Origin of the sequence: Streptomyces sp. NPDC051563, from assembly GCF_044454225.1 — a bacterium.
Taxonomy (GTDB): Bacteria; Actinomycetota; Actinomycetes; order Streptomycetales; family Streptomycetaceae; genus Streptomyces.
Genome location: NZ_JBITDL010000014.1, coordinates 16,242 through 35,126, shown reverse-complemented (window position 1 = coordinate 35,126; position 18,885 = coordinate 16,242). Strand labels below are relative to the sequence as shown.

The following is an 18,885-nucleotide window of genomic DNA, read 5'->3' as shown; positions in this document are numbered from 1 at the left end:
GAATCAAAGGAAGTACAGGCGGTTGAGGGAGACCGATTCGGCGGCTTCGGAGCGCAGCGGTTCTCCGTCGAGGGAGACGAGTCCGCTGCGCGCGTCCACATCGACCGCGCCCACCCGGGAGTTGCGGAGCAGGTTCCCGGGGCCGATGCCGCGGGTGCCGCGGACGGCGACCCGGCGCCTGCGGGTCGGCATCTCGTCGCTGCCGAGGGCCGCCGCGGCGGCCGAGACGAAGGCGACGGAGATATCGGCCGCGGTGGCCCCGTACGAACCGAACTGCGGCCCGAGGACGAGCGGTTCGCACGTGTCCGTGGCGGCGTTGGGGTCACCGGTGACTCCGTAGGCCGGGAAGCCGGACTTGAGGACCAGCTGCGGCTTGGCGCCGAAGAACTGGGGGCGCCACAGCACGATGTCGGCGAGCTTGCCGACCTCGAGGGACCCGATCTCGTGGGCCAGGCCGTGGGCGATGGCCGGGTTGATGGTCAGCTTGGCCATGTAGCGCAGGACGCGGGCGTTGTCGTCGCCCTCGCCGTCGCCCGCCTCCCCGTCCCGGGGAAGAAGGGGTCCCAGCTCGCCCTTCATCTTGGCGGCCATCGCGAAGGTGCGGCGGATGGTCTCGCCGGCCCGGCCCATGCCCTGGGCGTCGGAGGAGGTGATGCCGATCGCGCCGAGGTCGTGCAGGACGTCCTCGGCCCCCATCGTGCCCGCGCGGATCCGGTCGCGGGCCATGGCGGCGTCGCCCGGCAGGTCCGGCTTGAGGTCGTGGACGGAGACGATCATGCCGTAGTGCTCGGCGACCGCGTCCCGGCCGAAGGGCAGGGTCGGGTTGGTGGAGGAGCCGATGACGTTCGGTACGCCCGCCATCTTCAGGACGTTGGGGACGTGACCGCCGCCGCAGCCCTCGATGTGGAAGGCGTGGATGGTCCGGCCGTCGAGCACCCGCAGGGTGTCCTCCACGGAGAGGCACTCGTTGAGGCCGTCGCTGTGCAGGGCGACCTGGACGTCGTGCTCCTCGGCGACGCGCAGGGCGGTGTCCAGGGCGCGGGTGTGCGCGCCCATGTCCTCGTGGACCTTGAACCCGGACGCCCCTCCTTCGGCGAGCGCCTCGACCAGCGGGGCCGGGTCCGAGGAGGACCCCCGGGCCAGGAAGCCGATGTTGACGGGCCAGGCGTCGAAGGCGTTGAAGGCGTGCTTCAGCGCCCACGGGGAGTTGACCCCGACACCCCAGACCGGGCCGAACTCCTGCCCGATGACCGTGGTGACGCCCGCGGCGAGCGAGGCCTCCATGATGCGCGGGGAGAGCAGGTGCACGTGGGTGTCGACGGCGCCGGCGGTGGCGATCATGCCCTCGCCGGAGACGATGCTCGTGCCCGTGCCGACCACGACGTCGACGCCGTCGAGGGTGTCGGGGTTGCCGGCCCGGCCGATCGCGTGGATGCGGCCCTCACGGATGCCGAGGGAGACCTTGCGGATGCCGAGGACGGCGTCGATGACCAGCACGTTGCTGATCACCACGTCGCAGGTGTCGCGGACGGCGGCGGCCTTCAGGTGCAGCCCGTCGCGGGCGGTCTTGCCGAAGCCGGCCAGGAACTCGTCCCCGGGCTTCTGAGAGTCGGACTCGACGCGGACGGTCAGCCCGGAGTCGCCGAGGCGGACCCGGTCGCCGGCGCGGGGGCCGAAGACGGAGGCGTACTCCTGCGGGTCGATGTGCCGGCTGCCGGGTGCGCAGTGGTCGCCGTGCCTGGTCTGCTTGCTCACGCCGGCTCTCCGTCCGTGGCGTCGGTGGGCTCCGGGGCGCCGACGGGCTCCGGGGCGCCGACGGGCTCCGGGGCGTCGGCATCCGCGGCCTCCGCGCCGAGGTAGCCGCAGGCGGCCGCGCGGCGCAGGGCTTCGGCCTTGGCGCCCGGGGCGTCCAGCGGGCCGTCGACCAGCCCGGCGAAGCCGATCGCGATGCGGTCCCCGCCGATGGGGACGAGGCCGACGTCGCCCTCGCCGTGCGGGTCGAACCGTACGGACGAGCCCGCCGGTACGCACAGGCGCATGCCGTACGCGGCCGCCCGGTCGAAGTCGAGGCGCGGGTTGGCCTCGAAGAAGTGGAAGTGGGAGGTGACGCTCACCGGCACCGGGGCGGTGTTGCGCACCCGCAGGTGGACCGTGGGCTCCGGCTGGGGGGCTCCGGGGCCGGGGAGGACCGCGCCCGGGGCGTGCTCGCCGAGGCCGACGGCGCCGCGGATCGGGGACGGGACCACAGCGAGGCGGGAGCCGTCGTCGAAGACGGCCTCCACGTGCACCTCGGTGACCACGTCGCTGACGCCGGGCAGGACATCGTCCGGGCCCAGCACGGAGCGGGCCTCCTCGATGGCCGCGGCCAGCCGCTTCCCGTCTCGTGCGGCTTCGCAGACCGCGTCCGCGATGAGCGCGGTGGCCTCCGGGACGTTGAGTTTCAGCCCGCGGGCCCGTCGGGCCCTGGCCAGTTCCGCAGCGCTGCGGAGGAGCAGCCGGTCGCGCTCCGTAGGTGTCAGCCGCACGCCGATCCACCACCCTTTGAGTCGATGGGTTAGAGCATCACTCTAACTCTTCATTTCTCGGCAATGAAGCATTGACCTGAGACCAGGGCTTAGGTCACATTGAGTGTCGCTCAAACATTCAGAACACCGTATTGCCACCCCCCGCCCTGCCAAGGGAGTCCCCCCATGCCCATCGAACAGCGCGGAGTCGACACCATCCCGGAGGAGGAGCGGACGAGCGGTCCTCGTGACCTGATCTCGATCCTGCTCGGCTCCAATCTCTGCCTCGGTGTGATCGTCTTCGGCTGGCTGCCCCCGTCCTTCGGACTGGGACTGTGGCCGTCGGTCACCGCCATCGTGACCGGCACCGTCGTCGGCATCGCCGTCACCGCGCCGCTGGCGCTGGTCTCCCTGCGGACGGCGACCAACCTCTCCACCTCCAGCGGCGCCCAGTTCGGCGTCCGCGGCCGGCTCGTCGGCTCGATCGTGGGCCTGCTGCTCTCGCTCGGCTACACCGCACTGACCCTGTGGATCGGCGGCGACGTCATGGTCGGCGTCCTGTCCCGCCTCACCGGACTGCCGGACACCGGCATCTCGCGGGCCGCGATGTACGGGGTGCTCGCCGCGTGTACCGTCGTCGGGGCCGTCTTCGGCTACCGGCTGCTGCTGCGCATGAGCAAGGTGCTCTCCATCGGCATGGTGGTCCTGCTGGCCGTCGGCGTCTTCGCGTACGCCCCGGACTTCACCGCCACCGCCACGGAGACCTCGTACCTCCTCGGCTCCTTCTGGCCGACCTGGCTGCTCGCAGCCGTCGCCGCCGGGCTCAGTGGCCCCGTCGCCTTCATCACCCTGCTCGGCGACTACACCCGCTACGTCTCCCCCAGCAAGCACAGCCCCCGCAAGGTGCTCTGGGCCACCGGCTTCGGCCTGCTGATCGGCCTGCTGATACCGCAGCTGTTCGGCACCTACACCGCGCTCGCGGCCGGGGCCGGCGCCGACGACTACGCCGGGCCGCTCGTGGCCGCGTCGCCGTTCTGGTACCTGGTCCCGCTGCTCGCCGCGGCCGCGGCCGGATCGGTGGGCAACGCGGGGCTGATGCTGTACTCCATGGGCCTGGACCTCGACGCGATCGTCCCCAAGGCCACCCGCACCAAGGCCACCGTGATCGCCGCCACCGTGGCCACCGCCTTCGTCTTCGTCGGTTCCTTCGAGTGGAACGTGCAGTCCGCGATGACCTCGTTCGTGCTGCTGCTGACCGCGATCGGCACCCCGTGGGCCGTGATCACCCTGATCGGCTTCGTCCGCTGCCGGGGACGGTACGACGCCGACGCGCTCCAGGTGTTCAACCGTCGCTCGGTGGGCGGGATCTACTGGTACCGCGGCGGCTGGAACCTGCGCGCCACCGCTTCCTGGGTGATCGGCGCGGGCGTCGGCCTGCTCGCCGTGAGCACCCCCTTCTACGAGGGCCCCCTGCTGGCCGTGACCGGCGGCGTGGACTGCTCCTTCATCTTCTCCGGCCTGGCCGGCGGCCTGGTCTACACCGCCCTGACCGCCCGTACGGCCGCGGCCGCGGCCCCCGCCGGAGCCGTGGCCGGAGCCGCTGCCGCCGCCGAGGAGCCGGTGTCCGCGTAGGACTCCCCCGTACGCACGAAGGCCCGCGCCCCCCGGAGGGGCGCGGGCCTTCGTGCGTACGGGCCGCGGGACTAGCCCAGCGGGTGCATCCAGCCGTGGGTGTCGGCCTGGTGGCCGGTCTGGAGGTCCAGGAGGGCCTTGCGGAGCTTCATGGTGACCTCGCCGGGCTCGCCGGTGCCCTGGGTCCAGTTCGCGCGCTCCGACTTGACGGAGCCGACCGGGGTGATCACGGCGGCGGTGCCGCAGGCGAAGACCTCGGTGAGGGTGCCGTTCTCGTTGTCGCGCTTCCAGTCCTCGGTGGTGATCCGGCCCTCCTCGGCGGTGTAGCCGAGGTCGCGGGCGATGGTGAGGAGGGAGTCGCGGGTGATGCCCGGGAGGAGCGAGCCGGTGAGCTCGGGGGTGACGATCCGGTCCCCGTACACGAAGTACAGGTTCATCCCGCCCATCTCCTCGATCCAGCGGTGCTCGACGGCGTCGAGCCAGACCACCTGGTCGCAGCCGTGCTCGGCGGCCTGCGCCTGCGCGACGAGGGACGCGGCGTAGTTGCCGCCGGTCTTCGCGGCGCCGGTGCCGCCCTTGGCGGCGCGCACGTACTCCTCGGAGAGCCAGACGGAGACGGGCTTGACCCCGCCGGGGAAGTAGGCGCCGGCGGGCGAGGCGATCACGATGAAGAGGAACTCGTTCGCCGGGCGGACACCGAGGCCGACCTCGGTGGCGAACATGAAGGGCCGCAGGTAGAGCGAGGCCTCGCCGGAGTCCGGCACCCAGGCGCGGTCCTGCTTGATCAGCGCGTCACAGGCGTCGATGAACAGGTCGGTCGGCAGCTCGGGCATCGCCATGCGGCGGGCGGAGGCCTGGAAGCGCTCGGCGTTGGCCTGCGGACGGAAGGTGGCGACGGTGCCGTCGGGCTGCTTGTAGGCCTTCAGCCCCTCGAAGATCGTCTGCGCGTAGTGCAGCGTCATGTTCGCGGGGTCCATCGACAGCGGCGCGTACGGGACCAGCTCGGCGTCGTGCCAGCCGCGGCCCTCGGTCCACTTGACCGTGACCATGTGGTCGGTGAAGTGGCGGCCGAAGCCGGGGCTGGCCAGGATCGCCTCGCGCTCCGCGTCGGACAGGGGGGTCGAGGAGGGCTTCAGCTCGATCGTGGGCGTCGTCATGAGTGCTTGTCCTTCACCGGTTTTGTAGGGCGGACCGCGCTCACGGCGTACTAGGACGTCCGAGCTTCCCCGTATTCCGCGGCCTCGCGTTCGATTATCGCCCGGGAGGAGGGTTCGGTGAAACGGGGTGAAATGCGGCCCAGGAGAGATGGTGGCACCCGGGGCCGCACAGGAAAAGCCGCCGGGTGCGGTGGTCGCGACCCGGCGGCTTCCTGGAGGTGGGGCTACCGGGTCAGCCGGCTACTCGCGCGGCGAGGGCGTCGCCGATGGCCTCGGTCGAGCGGAAGGTGCCGTCGCGCTCGGCCAGGTCCGCGGAGACCGCGTCCTCGATGCGGGCGGCCTGCTCCTCGTAGCCGAGGTGGCGCAGCAGGAGGGCGACCGAGAGGATCGTCGCGGTCGGATCGGCCTTGCCGGTGCCGGCGATGTCCGGGGCCGAGCCGTGGACGGGCTCGAACATCGACGGGAAGGCGCCGGTCGGGTTGATGTTGCCCGAGGCGGCCAGGCCGATTCCGCCGGTCACGGCGGCGGCCAGGTCAGTGAGGATGTCACCGAAGAGGTTGTCCGTGACGATGACGTCGAAGCGCTCCGGCTGGGTGACGAAGAAGATCGTCGCGGCGTCGACGTGCAGGTAGTCGGTGGTGACCTCGGGGTACTCCTGGCCGACCTTGTCGAAGATGTTCTTCCACAGGTGACCGGCGTACACGAGGACGTTGTTCTTGTGGACCAGCGTCAGCTTCTTGCGCGGGCGGCCGTTGGCGCGCTCGTACGCGTCACGGACCACGCGCTCGACGCCGTAGGCCGTGTTCAGGCTGACCTCGGTGGCCACCTCGGCCGGGGTACCGGTGCGCAGGCTGCCGCCGTTGCCGGTGTACGGGCCTTCGGTGCCCTCGCGGACCACGACGAAGTCGATCTCCGGGCGGCCGGCGAGCGGGGTGGCCGTGTTGGGGAAGAGCTTCGAGGGGCGCAGGTTGATGAAGTGGTCGAAGGCGAAGCGGAGCTTCAGCAGCAGACCGCGCTCCAGGACGCCCGACGGGACCGAGGGGTCGCCGATGGCGCCCAGCAGGATCGCGTCGTGGTGCTTGAGGGCCTCGAGCTCCGCGTCCGGGAGGGTTTCACCGGTGCGGTGCCAGCGCTGGGCGCCGAGGTCGTATTCCTTGGTCTCCAGCTTCACATCCTGGGGCAGGACCGCGGTAAGGACCTTGAGGCCCTGAGCCACGACTTCCTGGCCGATGCCATCACCGGGGATCACTGCGAGATTGATGCTGGTCGACATGGTGGAACCGTACTCCTTGTCCCATCCCTCAGACATATTGCGTCCACGATGTGGACGCAATATGTACGGGTCCGGGGGTACTCGGCGGCGGGCCGGGGACCTGATTGCGGCAGGTCCCGGGGCGGCCCGAAGCTGCCCGCAGGCCGCCGGCCAGCCGCCCGCAGGCGCCCTGCGGGCGGGCGGCGGCGGGCGGGTGGCGTTGGGCGGCGACCGGGTCGGTCAGTGGCCGGTCGAGCCGCCGTTGTCGCGGCGGTCCAGCGCGCGCTGGAGGGCGGCGGCGGCGTTCTTCCGGTCCGCCTCGGCGGAGGCGGACCGGCGGACGCGGCGGGCAGTGGTGGAGGGGGTGTGCGTCATGGTGATCGACTCCTTGAGATCACGGCGTGGCGGGGCCACGGATGAGGGGTTCCTTCAAGGCGCCGGAAGAGGCGGGGAGCGGTGCGCGGCAGGGGTTGCCTGTCATGGGGCGCGCGCTCTCGACCGCCATTCGCCGGATCGGCGAGACGTTCGGCTTCTACAACGTAGGGCAGCTCCCGCTGTATGTCTCCGCAATTACTCGGACTTCCTACTATCTGAGACGACGGACGGCCCGGAAGGCCCTTTCCGTAGCTCCGTTTTCAGCCGCCGTGAGCGCGAAGTTCCCTGTTCAGAGCCCATACGGTGAGATTCGCTGCGGATTCCGGTGCAGTGACGTACCCCACGCACCTCACCGGCCCCTGCGGACCCAAACCGGTGACCTCCACGGCTCCGGCGGCCTCCCGCGGGGACGACTCGGGCATGAGGCGTCCCGCCGGGTGCATCAGGGCGTACCCCTCCTCCACGAGCACCTCGCCCAGCAGCCCGGCGGCAGGCCCTGGGCGCCGCCGGGCCGGCCGCCGCCCGCCCGGTCCGCGCCGCGCACCCTCTTCGAGGTCGTACACAAGCCGCCGCGCCCGGACGGGGTATTGGTTCGCAATCACACCAATCTGCGGGAGGAGCCGGAGGACCACCCCGTACCCCGTCCGCGCAGTGGCCGGATCGGCAGCGACACCACCGTTGTCCAGGGGTTTGATCACCCGGCGGACGCCTTCCGGGGCATGCTCCGAGAGGACGATCCGGGCAAGATGCCCGTACGGGTCGACGGCTGATTCAGGCCACCCGGATGTTCACCGAGTTCTTACCGCACGGATGTAGACCTTTGGCGCGGCTGCCGCCACTCTTGCCGTCAATGTGCCAGCGGGGCACTTGAGTTGGAGGCGAGTAGCCAGTGACACCGATCAGCCGCAGAGGGTTCGTGGGAATCGGCGCCGGGCTGATGGCAGGGGCCGCCCTGCCCGCGATCGCGCCGACCTCGGCGGCCGCGGCCGCCGCGTCGGGCACGATCACCGACGTGAAGCACGTGGTGATCCTGATGCAGGAGAACCGCAGCTTCGACCACTACTTCGGCAGGCTGAAGGGTGTCCGCGGCTTCAGTGACCGCGCCGCAGGCAACATCCCGGGCGGCTGGGGCATGTTCAACCAGCCCAACTGGGGCGGCCGCCAGTACCCGTGGAAGCTCAGCTCCACCCCGGCGGTGGGCGGGGTCGACGGCGAGACCCTCGCCCAGTGCAACGGCGACCTCCCGCACAGCTGGACCTCGCAGCACGCGGCCTGGAACAAGGGCCGCATGGACAACTTCGTCACCGGCGTCGGCAACACCCGCACCCTCGGCTACCTCGACCGCGGCGACATACCGTTCCACTACGGCCTCGCCGACAACTACACGATCTGCGACGCCTACTTCTGCTCCACCCTGAGCGCGACCGGCCCCAACCGCACCTTCCTGTGGAGCGGCAAGGTCGACGCGAGCAGCAAGGACGGCGGCGACGAGTCCGGGCTGACCTGGGAGACGTACGCCGAGGCCCTCCAGCGCGCCGGGATGAGCTGGAAGGTCTACCAGAACGCCCAGGACAACTACGGGGACAACGGGCTCGCCTACTTCAAGAAGTTCACGGACGCCGCCCCCGGCAACCCCCTGTGGGACCGCGGCATGGGCTCCGTCCCCAAGGTCACCGGCTCCACCCCCGACGACATCGCCGCCGCCATCCGCGCGGACGTGGTCGCCGGCACCCTCCCCCAGGTCTCCTGGGTCGTGGCGAACGAGGCCTTCTCCGAGCACCCGTACGCCCCGCCCGGCGACGGCGCGCACTTCGTGGACCTGGTCTACCGCGCACTCTCGGCCAACCCGGAGGTCTTCGACTCCACCGTCCTCTTCCTCAACTACGACGAGAACGACGGCTTCTTCGACCACGTCCCGCCGCCGATCGCCCCGCCCGGCACCGCCGGCGAGTACATCGACGGCGTCCCGATCGGGCTCGGCTTCCGCGTCCCCATGATCGTGATGTCCCCGTGGACCCGCGGCGGCTGGGTGAGCTCCGAGGTCTTCGACCACACCTCGGTCCTGCGCTTCATGGAGAAGTGGACGGCGGCCCTCGGCACCCCCGCCACCTGTCCGAACATCAGCGCCTGGCGCCGCAAGGTCACCGGCGACCTGACGGGCGTCTTCGACTTCGCGCACCCGGTCTACGGGGTTCCCGCGGGCCTGCCCTCCACGGCCAAGGTCATCGGCCAGGCGACCTGCGGCCCGCTCTCCAACCCGGTGCCGCAGGACAACGCGCAGCCGGTGCAGGAGGCCGGGACCCGGCCCGCGCGGGCCGTCCCGTACCAGGTGAACGGGAACCTGGACCGCTTCGAGTTCGGGGCGTCCGGCAAGATCCTGGCCTGGTTCTCGATGACCAACGCGGGCGCCGAGGCGAAACAGGCGGCGCACTTCTCGATCCACCCGCACCAGTACCGGGACACGGCCGCCTGGCAGTACACGGTGGACGCGGGCGCCACGTCGACGGACTACTTCAACATCGGCAGCGGCAGCGGCTCCGGCAAGTACGACATCTCGATGTACGGGCCGAACCGCTTCCTGCGGCGCTTCATCGGCGACGCGTCGAAGGCGGGGAAGTCCATCGAGGTCGCCTCCCGCTTCGCGGTGGAGCCGGGCACCGGCAAGACGGCGCTCTACCTCAAGATGACGAACGCCTCGGCCTCGCCGGTCACCTTCACGATCCGCGCGAACGCCTACCGCACCGACGGCCCGTGGACCTACACCGTGCCCGCGAACTCCTCGCGCGAGGACTACTTCAACGCGGTGGCCTACAACAACGGCTGGTACGACTTCACGGTCCTCGCCGACTCCGACGGCACCTGGTCGCGCCGCTACACGGGGCACATCGAGACGGGCGCCCCGAGCATCAGCGGCAGCTAGAGGACGTCCCCGTCGCGCCAGTCGAAGTCGAGCCGCCCGGCCGGGTCCAGCAGGACCCCGCCGGGCGGCTCCCACACGTACGTCGACCCCTCCTCCTCGGGCAGCCGCTCGGGCCCGCCGGGTCCGAGCACCCCGATTTCCCCGCCCCACACCCGCCAGCCGCGGCCCGCGTACAGCCGGGCCCCGTCGGCGGAGGCGCTGAGCGCCCCGAGCACGTAGGCCCGCCCGACGATCCCCTCGGCCGCCTCCATCACGGCGCCGCCGAGCCCGCGCCGGCGCCGGTCGGCCCGTACGGCCACGGCCTCGACGTACCCGGTGCGCAGCGCCCGCCCGCGGTGCAGCACCCGGCGTTGCACGACGCTCCCGTGCGCGACGAGCTCGCCGCCCTCGTGCACCAGCACGTGCATCCCACCGAGTGCGTGCTCGAAGTCCTCGTCCCCGAAGTCCCCCTCGAAGGCCGCGGCGAGCAGCTCCCGCACCCGCCGCAGCTCCCCCTCGGCGAGCTGCGCGGTGTGCCGCAGCGAGATCCCGTTCACGTCGGAGCCGCTCATGGCGCGACCGTACCAAGCGGCCTCTCCCACCGCCCGTATCCGTTATGCGGACATCAAATATCGCCCACCGGCCGAATGGGGCCGACCTGACTCTGGCGGTCTGGACCATTGGCTCGGCAGACTCGCCCCATGTCTCCCGATACCCAGCAGTGGACCCCGATCCACGGCCAGCCGTACCGCCCCGCCCCCTACCGCCCCGAGCGGATGCCGGCGCCCGAATCCCTCGCCCGGGCCGCGGAGCTCCGTACGCGGATGGACGAGCGCAGGACCGTACGCCACTTCTCCTCCGACCCGGTGCCCGAGCAGGTGGTCCGGGACGCCATCGCCTGCGCCGCGACCGCGCCGTCCGGGGCGCACCAGCAGCCGTGGACCTTCGTCCTCGTCAAGGACCCCGCCGTGCGGGAGCAGATCCGCGCGGCCGCCGAGCAGGAGGAGCAGCTCTCCTACGACGGCCGCCTCGGCGACGAGTGGCTCGCGGCCCTGCGCCCCATCGGCACGGACGCCGTGAAGACGCACCTCACCGACGCCCCGGCCCTGATCGTGGTGTTCCAGCAGCGCTACTGGCTGGGCGAGGACGGCACGAAGCACAAGCACTACTACGTGGACGAGTCGGTCGGCATCGCGGTCGGCATGCTCCTGTCCGCCCTTCACCTCTCCGGCCTGGCCGCCCTGATCCACACCCCGAGCCCGATGCGCTTCCTCTCCCACGTCCTGAACCGCCCCGAGAACGAGAAGGCCTTCGCGGTCATCCCGGTCGGCTACCCGTCCCCCGACTGCGAGGTCCCGGACCTGATCCGCAAGTCCCTGGACCAGGTCATCGTCGAGGTCTAACCTCCACCATCGGCGGGCGCGGCGGGCTCCTCGGCCCCCCGCCCGCCGAGCGCCCCGGCCAGCCGCATCCCGATCCGCACCCGGTCCTCCGGGGACCCCGCGTCCATGGCGGCCCGCACCTGCCGCAGGATCAGCCAGTCCCGCAGGACCTTGGTTACGCCGAGTACCGCAGCCGTCAGCACTGCCGCGGTCAGCATCCGTAGATCCTCGGCAGCCGCTTCACCAGCCCGCAGGGGCCCTTCCGTACGATGAGCGCCGCCTCACCGAACGTCAGCCGACCACCACCCCGGCCAGGGCTGTCCTGACCAGCGGTGAGTCCGCTGCGGCACAGCCGCCGGGCCAGGTCGTCCACCTCGACGGAGCAGCACCACTCGATGGACAGCTCCTGGGCGTTGCGGGCGTAGGTATTCGCGCAGCCGTGGGCCGACCCCGGCTCGTTGACGAGCCGAGGTCGCCGGATGAGCCGGCTCAGCAGACGGTCGCGGTCGGCTCCCGCATCCGCCGCCCTTGCGGGCCCGCCCGATTCCCACGGATGGAGGCGGTCCCGGTTGTGCCACCAGATGTGCTCAGCACAGGCAGGTTCGTCGAGATAGGAGGCCCACTCCGGATCCGGGTGTGCCAGCACGACCGAGGCATCTCGCAGGAGACTCCGCAGCCGTACCCGGCCGCCCTCCCGTACCGGCCTCAGACCGGGAACCCCGTACCGCAGGTGCCGGGCCCAGTCGACGCGGGGAAGGAGCACGGACAGCACCCGGGCACCCATCTCCGGGTGTACCCAGAGTTCCACGCCCTTGGGATCCGGTACGGATCGGACCAGTCCGAGGACGGCTCCGTCAACCTGATCGCGGCGCAGCCCGTTGGCGAGTCCCATCAGCAGCTCCGCCTCCAGAGCCTGCTGATCGGCCCCTGCGGCGTCGGGCACGGGCTGCGAGCGGCTGATGAGGCCATCAGCGGCCCACCGCATGCAGGTGTGGTGCGGGAGCCCCGTCGCCTCACGGCAGATCGTGGCGACGCGGTGGCGGTTGTCGGTGCGCTTGGACATACGTCTCCCCGGGCTGCGCCCCGGCACGGCAGCGTAGAGGTGTGCGTATCTCCGATTCGTGGAACCCACCCCGCACGGGAACTCGTGAGAGCCCTCTGCTCCCTCGGGTAGCCGGGCCCGAGTAATGGAGCGTGTCGCCGTACGCGACAACTCCCTTCAGGCTAGCACCGGTTGCCGCGCCGGGACATGGAAACCGCCCCCGCTCCGGACTTGGGGGTACCGGAACGGGGGCGGGGTTCAGCGGGGCGGAGGTCAGCCCATGTGGGGGTAGCCGTAGTCGGTCGGCGGGACCAGGGTCTCCTTGATGGAGCGGGTCGACGTCCAGCGCATCAGGTTCGACGCCGCGCCGGCCTTGTCGTTGGTGCCCGAGGCGCGGCCGCCGCCGAAGGGCTGCTGGCCGACGACGGCGCCGGTCGACTTGTCGTTGATGTAGAAGTTGCCCGCGGCGAAGCGGAGCTTCTCCATCGCGTCGGCCGCCGCGTAGCGGTCCTGGGCGATGACGGCGCCGGTCAGGGCGTACGCCGAGACGGACTCCATCTGGGCCAGCATCGCGTCGAACTCGGCGTCCTCGTAGACGTGGATCGCCAGGATCGGGCCGAAGTACTCCGTCGTGAAGACCTCGTTGGCCGGGTCCGTGCACGCGATGACGGTCGGGCGGACGAAGTAGCCCTCGGAGTCGTCGTACGTGCCGCCGGCGACGATCTCGCAGGTCGGGTCGGCCTTCGCGCGGTCGATCGCGGCCTTGTTCTTCGCGAAGGAACGCTCGTCGATGACGGCGCCGATGAAGTTCGTCAGGTCGCGGACGTCGCCCATGGTGATGCCGTCGACCTCGGCCGCGAAGGCCTCCTTGAAGCCGTCATTCCAGATCGAGGCCGGGACGTAGGCGCGCGAGGACGCCGAGCACTTCTGGCCCTGGTACTCGAAGGAGCCGCGGGTCAGGGCGGTCTTCAGGATCGCGCGGTCCGCGGACGGGTGCGCGACGACGAAGTCCTTGCCGCCGGTCTCGCCGACCAGGCGCGGGTAGGACTTGTAGTTCTCGATGTTGTTGCCGACGGTCTTCCACAGGTACTGGAAGGTCTTGGTCGAACCGGTGAAGTGGATGCCCGCGAGCTCCGGGTGGGTCAGCGCCACGTCGGAGACGGCGATGCCGTCGCCCGTCACCAGGTTGATGACGCCCTTCGGCAGGCCGGCCTCCTCCAGCAGCTCCATCAGGAGGACCGCGGAGTGGGTCTGCGTCGGGGACGGCTTCCACACGACGACGTTGCCCATCAGGGCCGGGGCGGTCGGCAGGTTGCCGGCGATGGCCGTGAAGTTGAAGGGGGTGATCGCGTAGACGAAGCCCTCGAGCGGGCGGTGGTCGCTGCGGTTCCACACGCCGGCGGAGTTCGCGACCGGCTGCTCGGCCAGGATCTGGCGGGCGAAGTGGACGTTGAAGCGCCAGAAGTCGACGAGCTCGCACGGGGTGTCGATCTCGGCCTGCTGCGCGGTCTTCGACTGGCCCAGCATGGTGGACGCGGCCAGCTTCTCGCGCCACGGGCCGGACAGCAGCTCGGCGGCGCGCAGGATGATCGCGGCGCGGTCGTCGAAGGCCATCGCGCGCCAGGCCGGGGCGGCGGCCAGGGCGGCGGCGACGGCCTCCTGGGCGTCGGCCTTCGTGGCGTTCGCGTAGGTGCCGATGACCGACTTGTGGTCGTGCGGCTGCACGACGTCGAAGCGCTCGCCGCCGCCCATCCGCTTGACGCCGTTGATCGTCATCGGGAGCTCGATCGGGTTCTCGGACAACTGCTTCAGCTGCATTTCGAGGCGCGCGCGCTCCGGGGTGCCGGGGGCGTACGAGTGGACCGGCTCGTTGACCGGCACGGGGACCCGGGTGACAGCGTCCATGATGCGGGGTGCTCCTTGAGCTAGTGGGAGGGCTAGTTCTTGGTGATCATCGAGCGGAGGAAGAAGAGCAGGTTGGCCGGCTTCTCCGCGAGGCGGCGCATGAAGTAGCCGTACCAGTCGGTCCCGTACGCCGTGTAGACGCGCATGCGGTGGCCCTCGGCGGCCAGCCGCAGGTGCTCCTCGCCGCGAATGCCGTACAGCATCTGGAACTCGTACTCGTCGAGCTTGCGGCCCGCCTGGCGGGCCAGCTCCTGGCCGATGGCGATCAGGCGCGGGTCGTGGGACCCGATCATCGGGTAGCCCTCGCCCTCCATCAGGATCTTCAGGATGCGGACGTAGGCCTTGTCGATCTCGGCCTTGTCCAGGTAGGCGACCTCGGCGGGCTCCTTGTAGGCGCCCTTCACGATGCGTACGCGGCTGCCGGCCGCGGCCAGCCGGCGGGCGTCGGCCTCGGTGCGGAACAGGTACGCCTGGATCACGCAGCCGGTCTGCGGGAAGTCGCGGCGCAGCTCCTCGTGGATGGCGAACATCGAGTCGAGGGTGGTGTGGTCCTCGGCGTCCAGGGTCACGGTGGTGCCGATGGCGGCGGCGGCCTCGACGACCGGGCGGACGTTGGCGAGGGCGAGCTCGTGGCCGCCCTCCAGCGCCTGGCCGAACATGGACAGCTTCACCGACATCTCGACGGTCTCGCCGAGGCCCAGGGGGGCGAGCTGCTCGATGAGCTCCAGGTACGCGTCGCGCGCGGCGTGGGACTGCTCCACGGTGGTGATGTCCTCGCCGACGACGTCGAGGGTCACCTCCAGGCCCTTGCCCGTCAGGTCCTCGACGATCGGGATGACCTGGTCGACCGTCTCACCGGGGATGAACCGGTTCACCACGGGCTTGGTCACCGGGGCGGCAGAGACGATTCGGCGCATCTTGTCGCTGCGCGAGGCGGCGAGGATCGCGGGACCCAGCACGGGGTACCTCCAACGGGGGCGGGCAGAAGCAGACATTCAGCCCGCGCCGGGACGACGGAGGCCATAAGGAAAACGCAAGTAAAACCACCGTGAAACCTAGGGATCTCCCCGATCCTCTGCCATCGACAGCTGTCACGCATCCGTGGCCCGGATCTCATACATCTGTCTGAAGGGCAGCCTCGGGGGTGGGAGAATGTGCGGGTGAAGGGCGATTACCAGGACCTGGTGGACGAGATTTCGGCGCTGCTCGGCGCTCCGGCGACGCTGGAGAACCGGGACTTCCGCCTCATCGCCTTCGGCGCGCACGACAGCGACGACGATCTGGCGATGGACCCGGTACGGACCCGCTCGATCCTGACCCGCCAGTCGACGGCGGCCGTCCGGTCCTGGTTCGAGGGCTTCGGCATCGCCCGCGCCACCGGCCCGGTCAGGATCCCGGCCGCCCCGGACGCCGGGGTCTTCCGGGGGCGGATCTGCCTGCCGGTGCGCCACCGCGGGATCGTCCAGGGCTACGTATGGCTCCTCGACCAGGAGCCGGGCCCCGACCCGGGGTCGCTGGCCGCCGCCATGGAGGTGGCCCAGCGGATCGGGCTGCTGCTCGCGGAGGAGGCCCGGGCCGGGGCCGACCTGTCCCGGGAGTTCCTCGCGGTGCTCACGGCCGGGCGCGGCTGGCAGCAGGACATGGCGGTGGCCGCGCTACGGGTGGCACTCGGTCCGGGCGGCGACGGACCGCACGCCGCGGTCTGCGTGAGCCCGTGGTCCGGCGAGGCCCCGGCTTCGGTCCCGGGAGCGGCGGCCGTCTGCGTGGTGCCCTGGCGGGGCGCCGGCGGACAGGAGCCCCACCCGGGCGGCGGCGGCCCGGCGGGGCATTCCCTCGCGGTCCTGATCCGGCTGCGCGGCGCGGACCCGCTGGCTCCGGCGCTCACGGCGATCTCCCGCCTGATGCCGCACACGACGGGCGGGCCGGCGGGTGCGACGGCCGGCGCCGGCACCCGCTCCACCCCCGCCCCCGCCCCCCAGAAGGCCGCCGCCCCCGGCGCGGCCACCGGAGTGACCGCCGGGGTGTCCGACCCCGTACGGGCGCTCACCGGACTGCCCGCCGCCTGGCAGCAGGCCACCGGCGCCGCCCGGGCCGCGGCGGCCGGGCCGCGGCTCGGGCCGGTCGCGCAGTGGTCCGCGATCGGGCCCTACCGGATGCTGGCCTCCGTCGCCGACGAGGCCCTGGACGACCCGGTGGCCCGCACCCTGCTCGGCCCGGCCCATCCCGAACTGGCCCGGACGGCCGAGGTGTTCCTGGACTGCGCCGGCCAGGCGGGCCGCGCGGCGGCGGCCCTGGGCATCCACCGCCAGACCCTGTACTACCGGCTGTCCCGGGTGGAGCAGCTGACCGGGCTCGACCTCGACGAGGGCGAGGACCGCCTGCTCCTGCACATGGCCCTCAAGGCCGCCCGCCTGCACGGCTGACGTACTCGGCGTCAGGCCGGACCGGCTTTCGCCGCCGTCATCGCCGCCGCCGCCCGCCGCATTCCCTCCGTCAGTTCCGCCGGGGTGGCGGCCGATTCGGGGTCGAAGAGCCACTGGAGCATGAAGCCGTTGAGCAGGGCCTGGTAGAAGGTGCCGGAGGTCCGTACGTCCTCCTCCGTCAGGTCCTCCTCGGGCACTCCGGTGAACATGGAGACCAGCCCCTTGCGCCCCTCCCCCTGCGAGGCGGCGAGCAGGGCCCGCAGTTCCGGGAGCCGGTCGCGGTCCCGGGTGACCGCGACCTCCATGCTGGCCGCCCAGATCGGGCCGGACTTCTCGTGTCCGGCGTGCACCCCGTCCCAGACCGAGCGGAAGCGTTCCAGCGAGCCGCCCTCGCCCTGCACCGCACCCGTGAACCGGTCGCCCCACTCCTGGACGACGGCGATGAACGCCTCCGTCATGAGGGCGTCCTTGGAGCCGTAGTGGTAGCCGATCGAGGCCAGGTTCGCACCCGAGGCCTTGACGATGTCGCGGGCGGTCGTGCCCACGAAACCCTTCTCGACCAGGCACTTCTTGGCGCCTTCGAGCAGATCTTCGCGATGTCCCATGCCTTCACGGTAGCCAAGACGACCGTTCTACACAAACGTCCTACACGCACGTCCTACACGAACGTTCTAGACGTCCGTACTAGACAGACGTTTATGACGCTTGTACATTGCTGCTCATGACGAACCCCCAGAACCCCGCAGCACCTCTCGCCGGTCGCCGGGAATGGATCGCATTCACCGTTCTCGTGCTTCCGCTGCTCCTGGTCTCGATGGACGTCTCCGTCCTCTACTTCGCCATCCCGGCCATCACCCGGGAGCTGGACCCCAGCGCCACCCAGCAGCTCTGGATCTTCGACAGCTACGCCTTCGCCCTCTCCGGCCTGCTCATCACGATGGGCTCGCTGGGCGACCGGATCGGCCGCCGCAAGCTCCTGCTGGCCGGTGCGGCCGCCTTCGGGCTCGCCTCCGTCGCCGCCGCCTACGCCTCCAGCGCCGAGATGCTCATCGCGGCCCGGGTGCTCCTCGGGATCGGCGGCGCGACCCTGATGCCGTCCACGCTCGCCCTCGTCCGCAACCTCTTCCAGGACGACAGGCAGCGCGGCAAGGCCATCGCGATCTGGTCCGGAGCCATGACCGGCGGCATCGCCCTCGGCTCCGTGATGAGCGGGGTGATGCTGAACCACTTCTGGTGGGGCTCCGTCTTCCTGATCAACGTGCCCGCGATGCTGCTCCTGCTGCTCCTCGTCCCCGTGCTCGTCCCCGAGTTCAAGGACCCGGCGCCCGGCCGCTTCGACCTGCTGAGCGTGCCGCTGTCGATGGCCGCCGTGCTGCCGGTGGTCTACGGCCTCAAGGAGATCGCCGCCGAGGGCCTCACCCCGCTCCACGGCGGCTGCCTCGCCGCCGGCCTGGCCTTCGGGTGGCTCTTCGTCCGCCGCCAGCGCACCCGTGACGACGCCATGGTCTCCCGCTCCCTCTTCCGGGAGCGCGGCTTCGGCGCCGGCATCGGCCTGAACACCATCGCCGCCTTCGCCATGATGGGCTCGGCCTACTTCACCACCCAGTACCTGCAGTCGGTGCTCGGCATGGGCACCCTGGAAGCCGCCCTCTGGAGCCTGGCCCCCTCGGTCTTCATCGGCGCCGCCGCCCCCGTCAGCGCGGCCCTGGCCCAGAAGACCGACCGCGCCTACGTCATCTCGGGCGGCTTCGTCCTCGCAGCCGCCGGGTTCGCCCTGATCAGCCTGGTGGACACCGACGCGCTGTGGCTGCTGCTGACCGGATCCGGGGTCCTGGCCTGCGGCATCGTCAGCGTGATGTCCCTGGTCTCCGACATGGCCCTCGGCTCCGCCCCCGCCGAGAAGGCCGGCTCGGCCGCCTCCCTGCTGGAGACGGGCCAGGAGTTCGGCGGCGCCCTCGGGATGGCCCTCCTGGGCAGCCTGGGCACGGCCGTCTACCGCTCCGACCTGGCCGGCTCCGAGCCCGCCGTCCGGGAGACCCTCGGCGGGGCCGTGGCCACCGCCCACGAGCTCGGCGGCGCGGCCGGCGGGCAGGTCCTGACGGCGGCCCGGGAGGCCTTCGTGCACGGGATGCAGTACGCGGCCTGGGGCGGTACGGTCCTGCTGCTCGCGGCGGCGGTACTCGCCGCGGCCCTGCTCCGGGGCCGCGGAGCCGAGGCCCACGCTCCGGCGGAGCCGGCCCCGGCCGCCGGGGCGCTCGCGCACTGAGCTTCGTAGCGGGGCAGGACACACGAAAGGGCCCGGGGTCTCCCCCGG

Annotated in this window: 17 protein-coding genes; 6 read left to right on the top strand and 11 right to left on the bottom strand. The window is 71.4% G+C overall.

Annotated elements, in window-relative coordinates:
- Window positions 1-3 precede the first annotated feature (3 nt).
- A complete protein-coding gene (locus ACIA8F_RS18050) occupies window positions 4-1,704 on the bottom strand; it encodes an urease subunit alpha (protein WP_399380034.1) in 1,701 nt (566 codons plus the stop codon).
- Between the two features lie 47 nt (window positions 1,705-1,751).
- Window positions 1,752-2,525, bottom strand: a complete 774-nt coding sequence (gene ureA / locus ACIA8F_RS18045) for an urease subunit gamma (RefSeq protein WP_399379826.1) — start codon at window positions 2,523-2,525, stop codon at window positions 1,752-1,754.
- A gap of 165 nt (window positions 2,526-2,690) precedes the next feature.
- On the opposite strand from ureA, the gene ACIA8F_RS18040 reads away from it, so the two are divergent.
- Entirely contained in the window at window positions 2,691-4,136 is a 1,446-nt protein-coding gene (locus ACIA8F_RS18040; protein ID WP_399379825.1) for a cytosine permease, read from the top strand.
- 71 nt (window positions 4,137-4,207) lie between these two features.
- Here ACIA8F_RS18040 and ACIA8F_RS18035 read toward each other — a convergent pair whose 3' ends face one another.
- From ACIA8F_RS18035 to ACIA8F_RS18025, 3 genes are all read right to left on the bottom strand, one after another.
- Window positions 4,208-5,293, bottom strand: a complete 1,086-nt coding sequence (locus tag ACIA8F_RS18035) for a branched-chain amino acid aminotransferase (protein ID WP_399379823.1) — start codon at window positions 5,291-5,293, stop codon at window positions 4,208-4,210.
- 232 nt (window positions 5,294-5,525) lie between these two features.
- Window positions 5,526-6,566, bottom strand: coding sequence for a 3-isopropylmalate dehydrogenase (locus ACIA8F_RS18030; protein WP_399379822.1), 1,041 nt, complete (start codon window positions 6,564-6,566; stop codon window positions 5,526-5,528).
- A gap of 219 nt (window positions 6,567-6,785) precedes the next feature.
- Window positions 6,786-6,920 carry a hypothetical protein gene (locus tag ACIA8F_RS18025; protein ID WP_274549718.1) on the bottom strand — a complete coding sequence of 45 codons (135 nt, stop codon included), beginning with the start codon at window positions 6,918-6,920 and terminating at the stop codon, window positions 6,786-6,788.
- A 437-nt stretch (window positions 6,921-7,357) separates the two neighbouring features.
- On the opposite strand from ACIA8F_RS18025, the gene ACIA8F_RS18020 reads away from it, so the two are divergent.
- On the top strand, window positions 7,358-7,690 hold the full coding sequence (locus tag ACIA8F_RS18020; protein WP_399379821.1) for a hypothetical protein: 333 nt from the start codon (window positions 7,358-7,360) through the stop codon (window positions 7,688-7,690).
- Window positions 7,691-7,809: 119 nt separating this feature from the next.
- Window positions 7,810-9,840, top strand: a complete 2,031-nt coding sequence (locus tag ACIA8F_RS18015; RefSeq protein WP_399379819.1) for a phosphocholine-specific phospholipase C — start codon at window positions 7,810-7,812, stop codon at window positions 9,838-9,840.
- Here ACIA8F_RS18015 and ACIA8F_RS18010 read toward each other — a convergent pair.
- A complete protein-coding gene (locus tag ACIA8F_RS18010) occupies window positions 9,837-10,391 on the bottom strand; it encodes a GNAT family N-acetyltransferase (protein ID WP_399379818.1) in 555 nt (184 codons plus the stop codon). The genes ACIA8F_RS18015 and ACIA8F_RS18010 overlap by 4 nt on opposite strands.
- Window positions 10,392-10,520: 129 nt before the next feature.
- Here ACIA8F_RS18010 and ACIA8F_RS18005 point away from each other — a divergent pair, with 129 nt between their 5' ends.
- On the top strand, window positions 10,521-11,222 hold the full coding sequence (locus ACIA8F_RS18005) for a nitroreductase family protein (RefSeq protein WP_399379816.1): 702 nt from the start codon (window positions 10,521-10,523) through the stop codon (window positions 11,220-11,222).
- Here the strand turns inward: ACIA8F_RS18005 and ACIA8F_RS18000 are convergent.
- The 4 genes from ACIA8F_RS18000 to ACIA8F_RS17985 form a co-directional block, all read right to left on the bottom strand.
- Window positions 11,219-11,419 carry a hypothetical protein gene (locus ACIA8F_RS18000; protein ID WP_399379815.1) on the bottom strand — a complete coding sequence of 67 codons (201 nt, stop codon included), beginning with the start codon at window positions 11,417-11,419 and terminating at the stop codon, window positions 11,219-11,221. The two genes, ACIA8F_RS18005 and ACIA8F_RS18000, sit on opposite strands and share 4 nt — an antisense overlap.
- Window positions 11,413-12,264 carry a hypothetical protein gene (locus tag ACIA8F_RS17995; protein ID WP_399379813.1) on the bottom strand — a complete coding sequence of 284 codons (852 nt, stop codon included), beginning with the start codon at window positions 12,262-12,264 and terminating at the stop codon, window positions 11,413-11,415. The genes ACIA8F_RS18000 and ACIA8F_RS17995 overlap by 7 nt, the downstream gene beginning before the upstream one ends.
- A 252-nt stretch (window positions 12,265-12,516) precedes the next feature.
- Window positions 12,517-14,148, bottom strand: coding sequence for an L-glutamate gamma-semialdehyde dehydrogenase (gene pruA, locus ACIA8F_RS17990; protein WP_399379811.1), 1,632 nt, complete (start codon window positions 14,146-14,148; stop codon window positions 12,517-12,519).
- A 32-nt stretch (window positions 14,149-14,180) separates the two neighbouring features.
- Complete coding sequence (locus ACIA8F_RS17985) at window positions 14,181-15,107, bottom strand: proline dehydrogenase family protein (protein ID WP_399379810.1); 927 nt, start codon at window positions 15,105-15,107, stop codon at window positions 14,181-14,183.
- Window positions 15,108-15,308: 201 nt separating this feature from the next.
- Between ACIA8F_RS17985 and ACIA8F_RS17980 the strand changes: the two genes are divergently transcribed.
- Window positions 15,309-16,571 carry a PucR family transcriptional regulator gene (locus ACIA8F_RS17980; protein ID WP_399379808.1) on the top strand — a complete coding sequence of 421 codons (1,263 nt, stop codon included), beginning with the start codon at window positions 15,309-15,311 and terminating at the stop codon, window positions 16,569-16,571.
- Between the two features lie 11 nt (window positions 16,572-16,582).
- Here ACIA8F_RS17980 and ACIA8F_RS17975 read toward each other — a convergent pair whose 3' ends face one another.
- Window positions 16,583-17,176 (bottom strand): TetR/AcrR family transcriptional regulator, encoded by a 594-nt coding sequence (locus ACIA8F_RS17975; protein ID WP_399379806.1) that lies wholly within the window; start codon window positions 17,174-17,176, stop codon window positions 16,583-16,585.
- Window positions 17,177-17,292: 116 nt separating this feature from the next.
- Here ACIA8F_RS17975 and ACIA8F_RS17970 point away from each other — a divergent pair, with 116 nt between their 5' ends.
- The gene (locus ACIA8F_RS17970; RefSeq protein WP_399379804.1) at window positions 17,293-18,837 is read left to right on the top strand and encodes an MFS transporter; all 1,545 of its coding nucleotides are present in this window, start codon (window positions 17,293-17,295) and stop codon (window positions 18,835-18,837) included.
- Window positions 18,838-18,885 lie beyond the last annotated feature (48 nt).

Excerpts from the sequence above, each read along its gene's own strand:
- ACIA8F_RS17995 (WP_399379813.1), bottom strand. The coding sequence starts at position 12,264 with ATGTCCAAGCGCACCGACAACCGCCACCGCGTCGCCACGATCTGCCGT.
- ACIA8F_RS17970 (WP_399379804.1), top strand. The coding sequence starts at position 17,293 with ATGACGAACCCCCAGAACCCCGCAGCACCTCTCGCCGGTCGCCGGGAA.
- ACIA8F_RS18000 (WP_399379815.1), bottom strand. The coding sequence starts at position 11,419 with ATGCTGACCGCGGCAGTGCTGACGGCTGCGGTACTCGGCGTAACCAAG.
- ACIA8F_RS18010 (WP_399379818.1), bottom strand. The coding sequence starts at position 10,391 with ATGAGCGGCTCCGACGTGAACGGGATCTCGCTGCGGCACACCGCGCAG.
- pruA (WP_399379811.1), bottom strand. The coding sequence starts at position 14,148 with ATGGACGCTGTCACCCGGGTCCCCGTGCCGGTCAACGAGCCGGTCCAC.
- ACIA8F_RS18035 (WP_399379823.1), bottom strand. The coding sequence starts at position 5,293 with ATGACGACGCCCACGATCGAGCTGAAGCCCTCCTCGACCCCCCTGTCC.
- ACIA8F_RS17975 (WP_399379806.1), bottom strand. The coding sequence starts at position 17,176 with ATGGGACATCGCGAAGATCTGCTCGAAGGCGCCAAGAAGTGCCTGGTC.
- ACIA8F_RS18025 (WP_274549718.1), bottom strand. The coding sequence starts at position 6,920 with ATGACGCACACCCCCTCCACCACTGCCCGCCGCGTCCGCCGGTCCGCC.
- ACIA8F_RS18040 (WP_399379825.1), top strand. The coding sequence starts at position 2,691 with ATGCCCATCGAACAGCGCGGAGTCGACACCATCCCGGAGGAGGAGCGG.
- ACIA8F_RS18030 (WP_399379822.1), bottom strand. The coding sequence starts at position 6,566 with ATGTCGACCAGCATCAATCTCGCAGTGATCCCCGGTGATGGCATCGGC.
- ACIA8F_RS18005 (WP_399379816.1), top strand. The coding sequence starts at position 10,521 with ATGTCTCCCGATACCCAGCAGTGGACCCCGATCCACGGCCAGCCGTAC.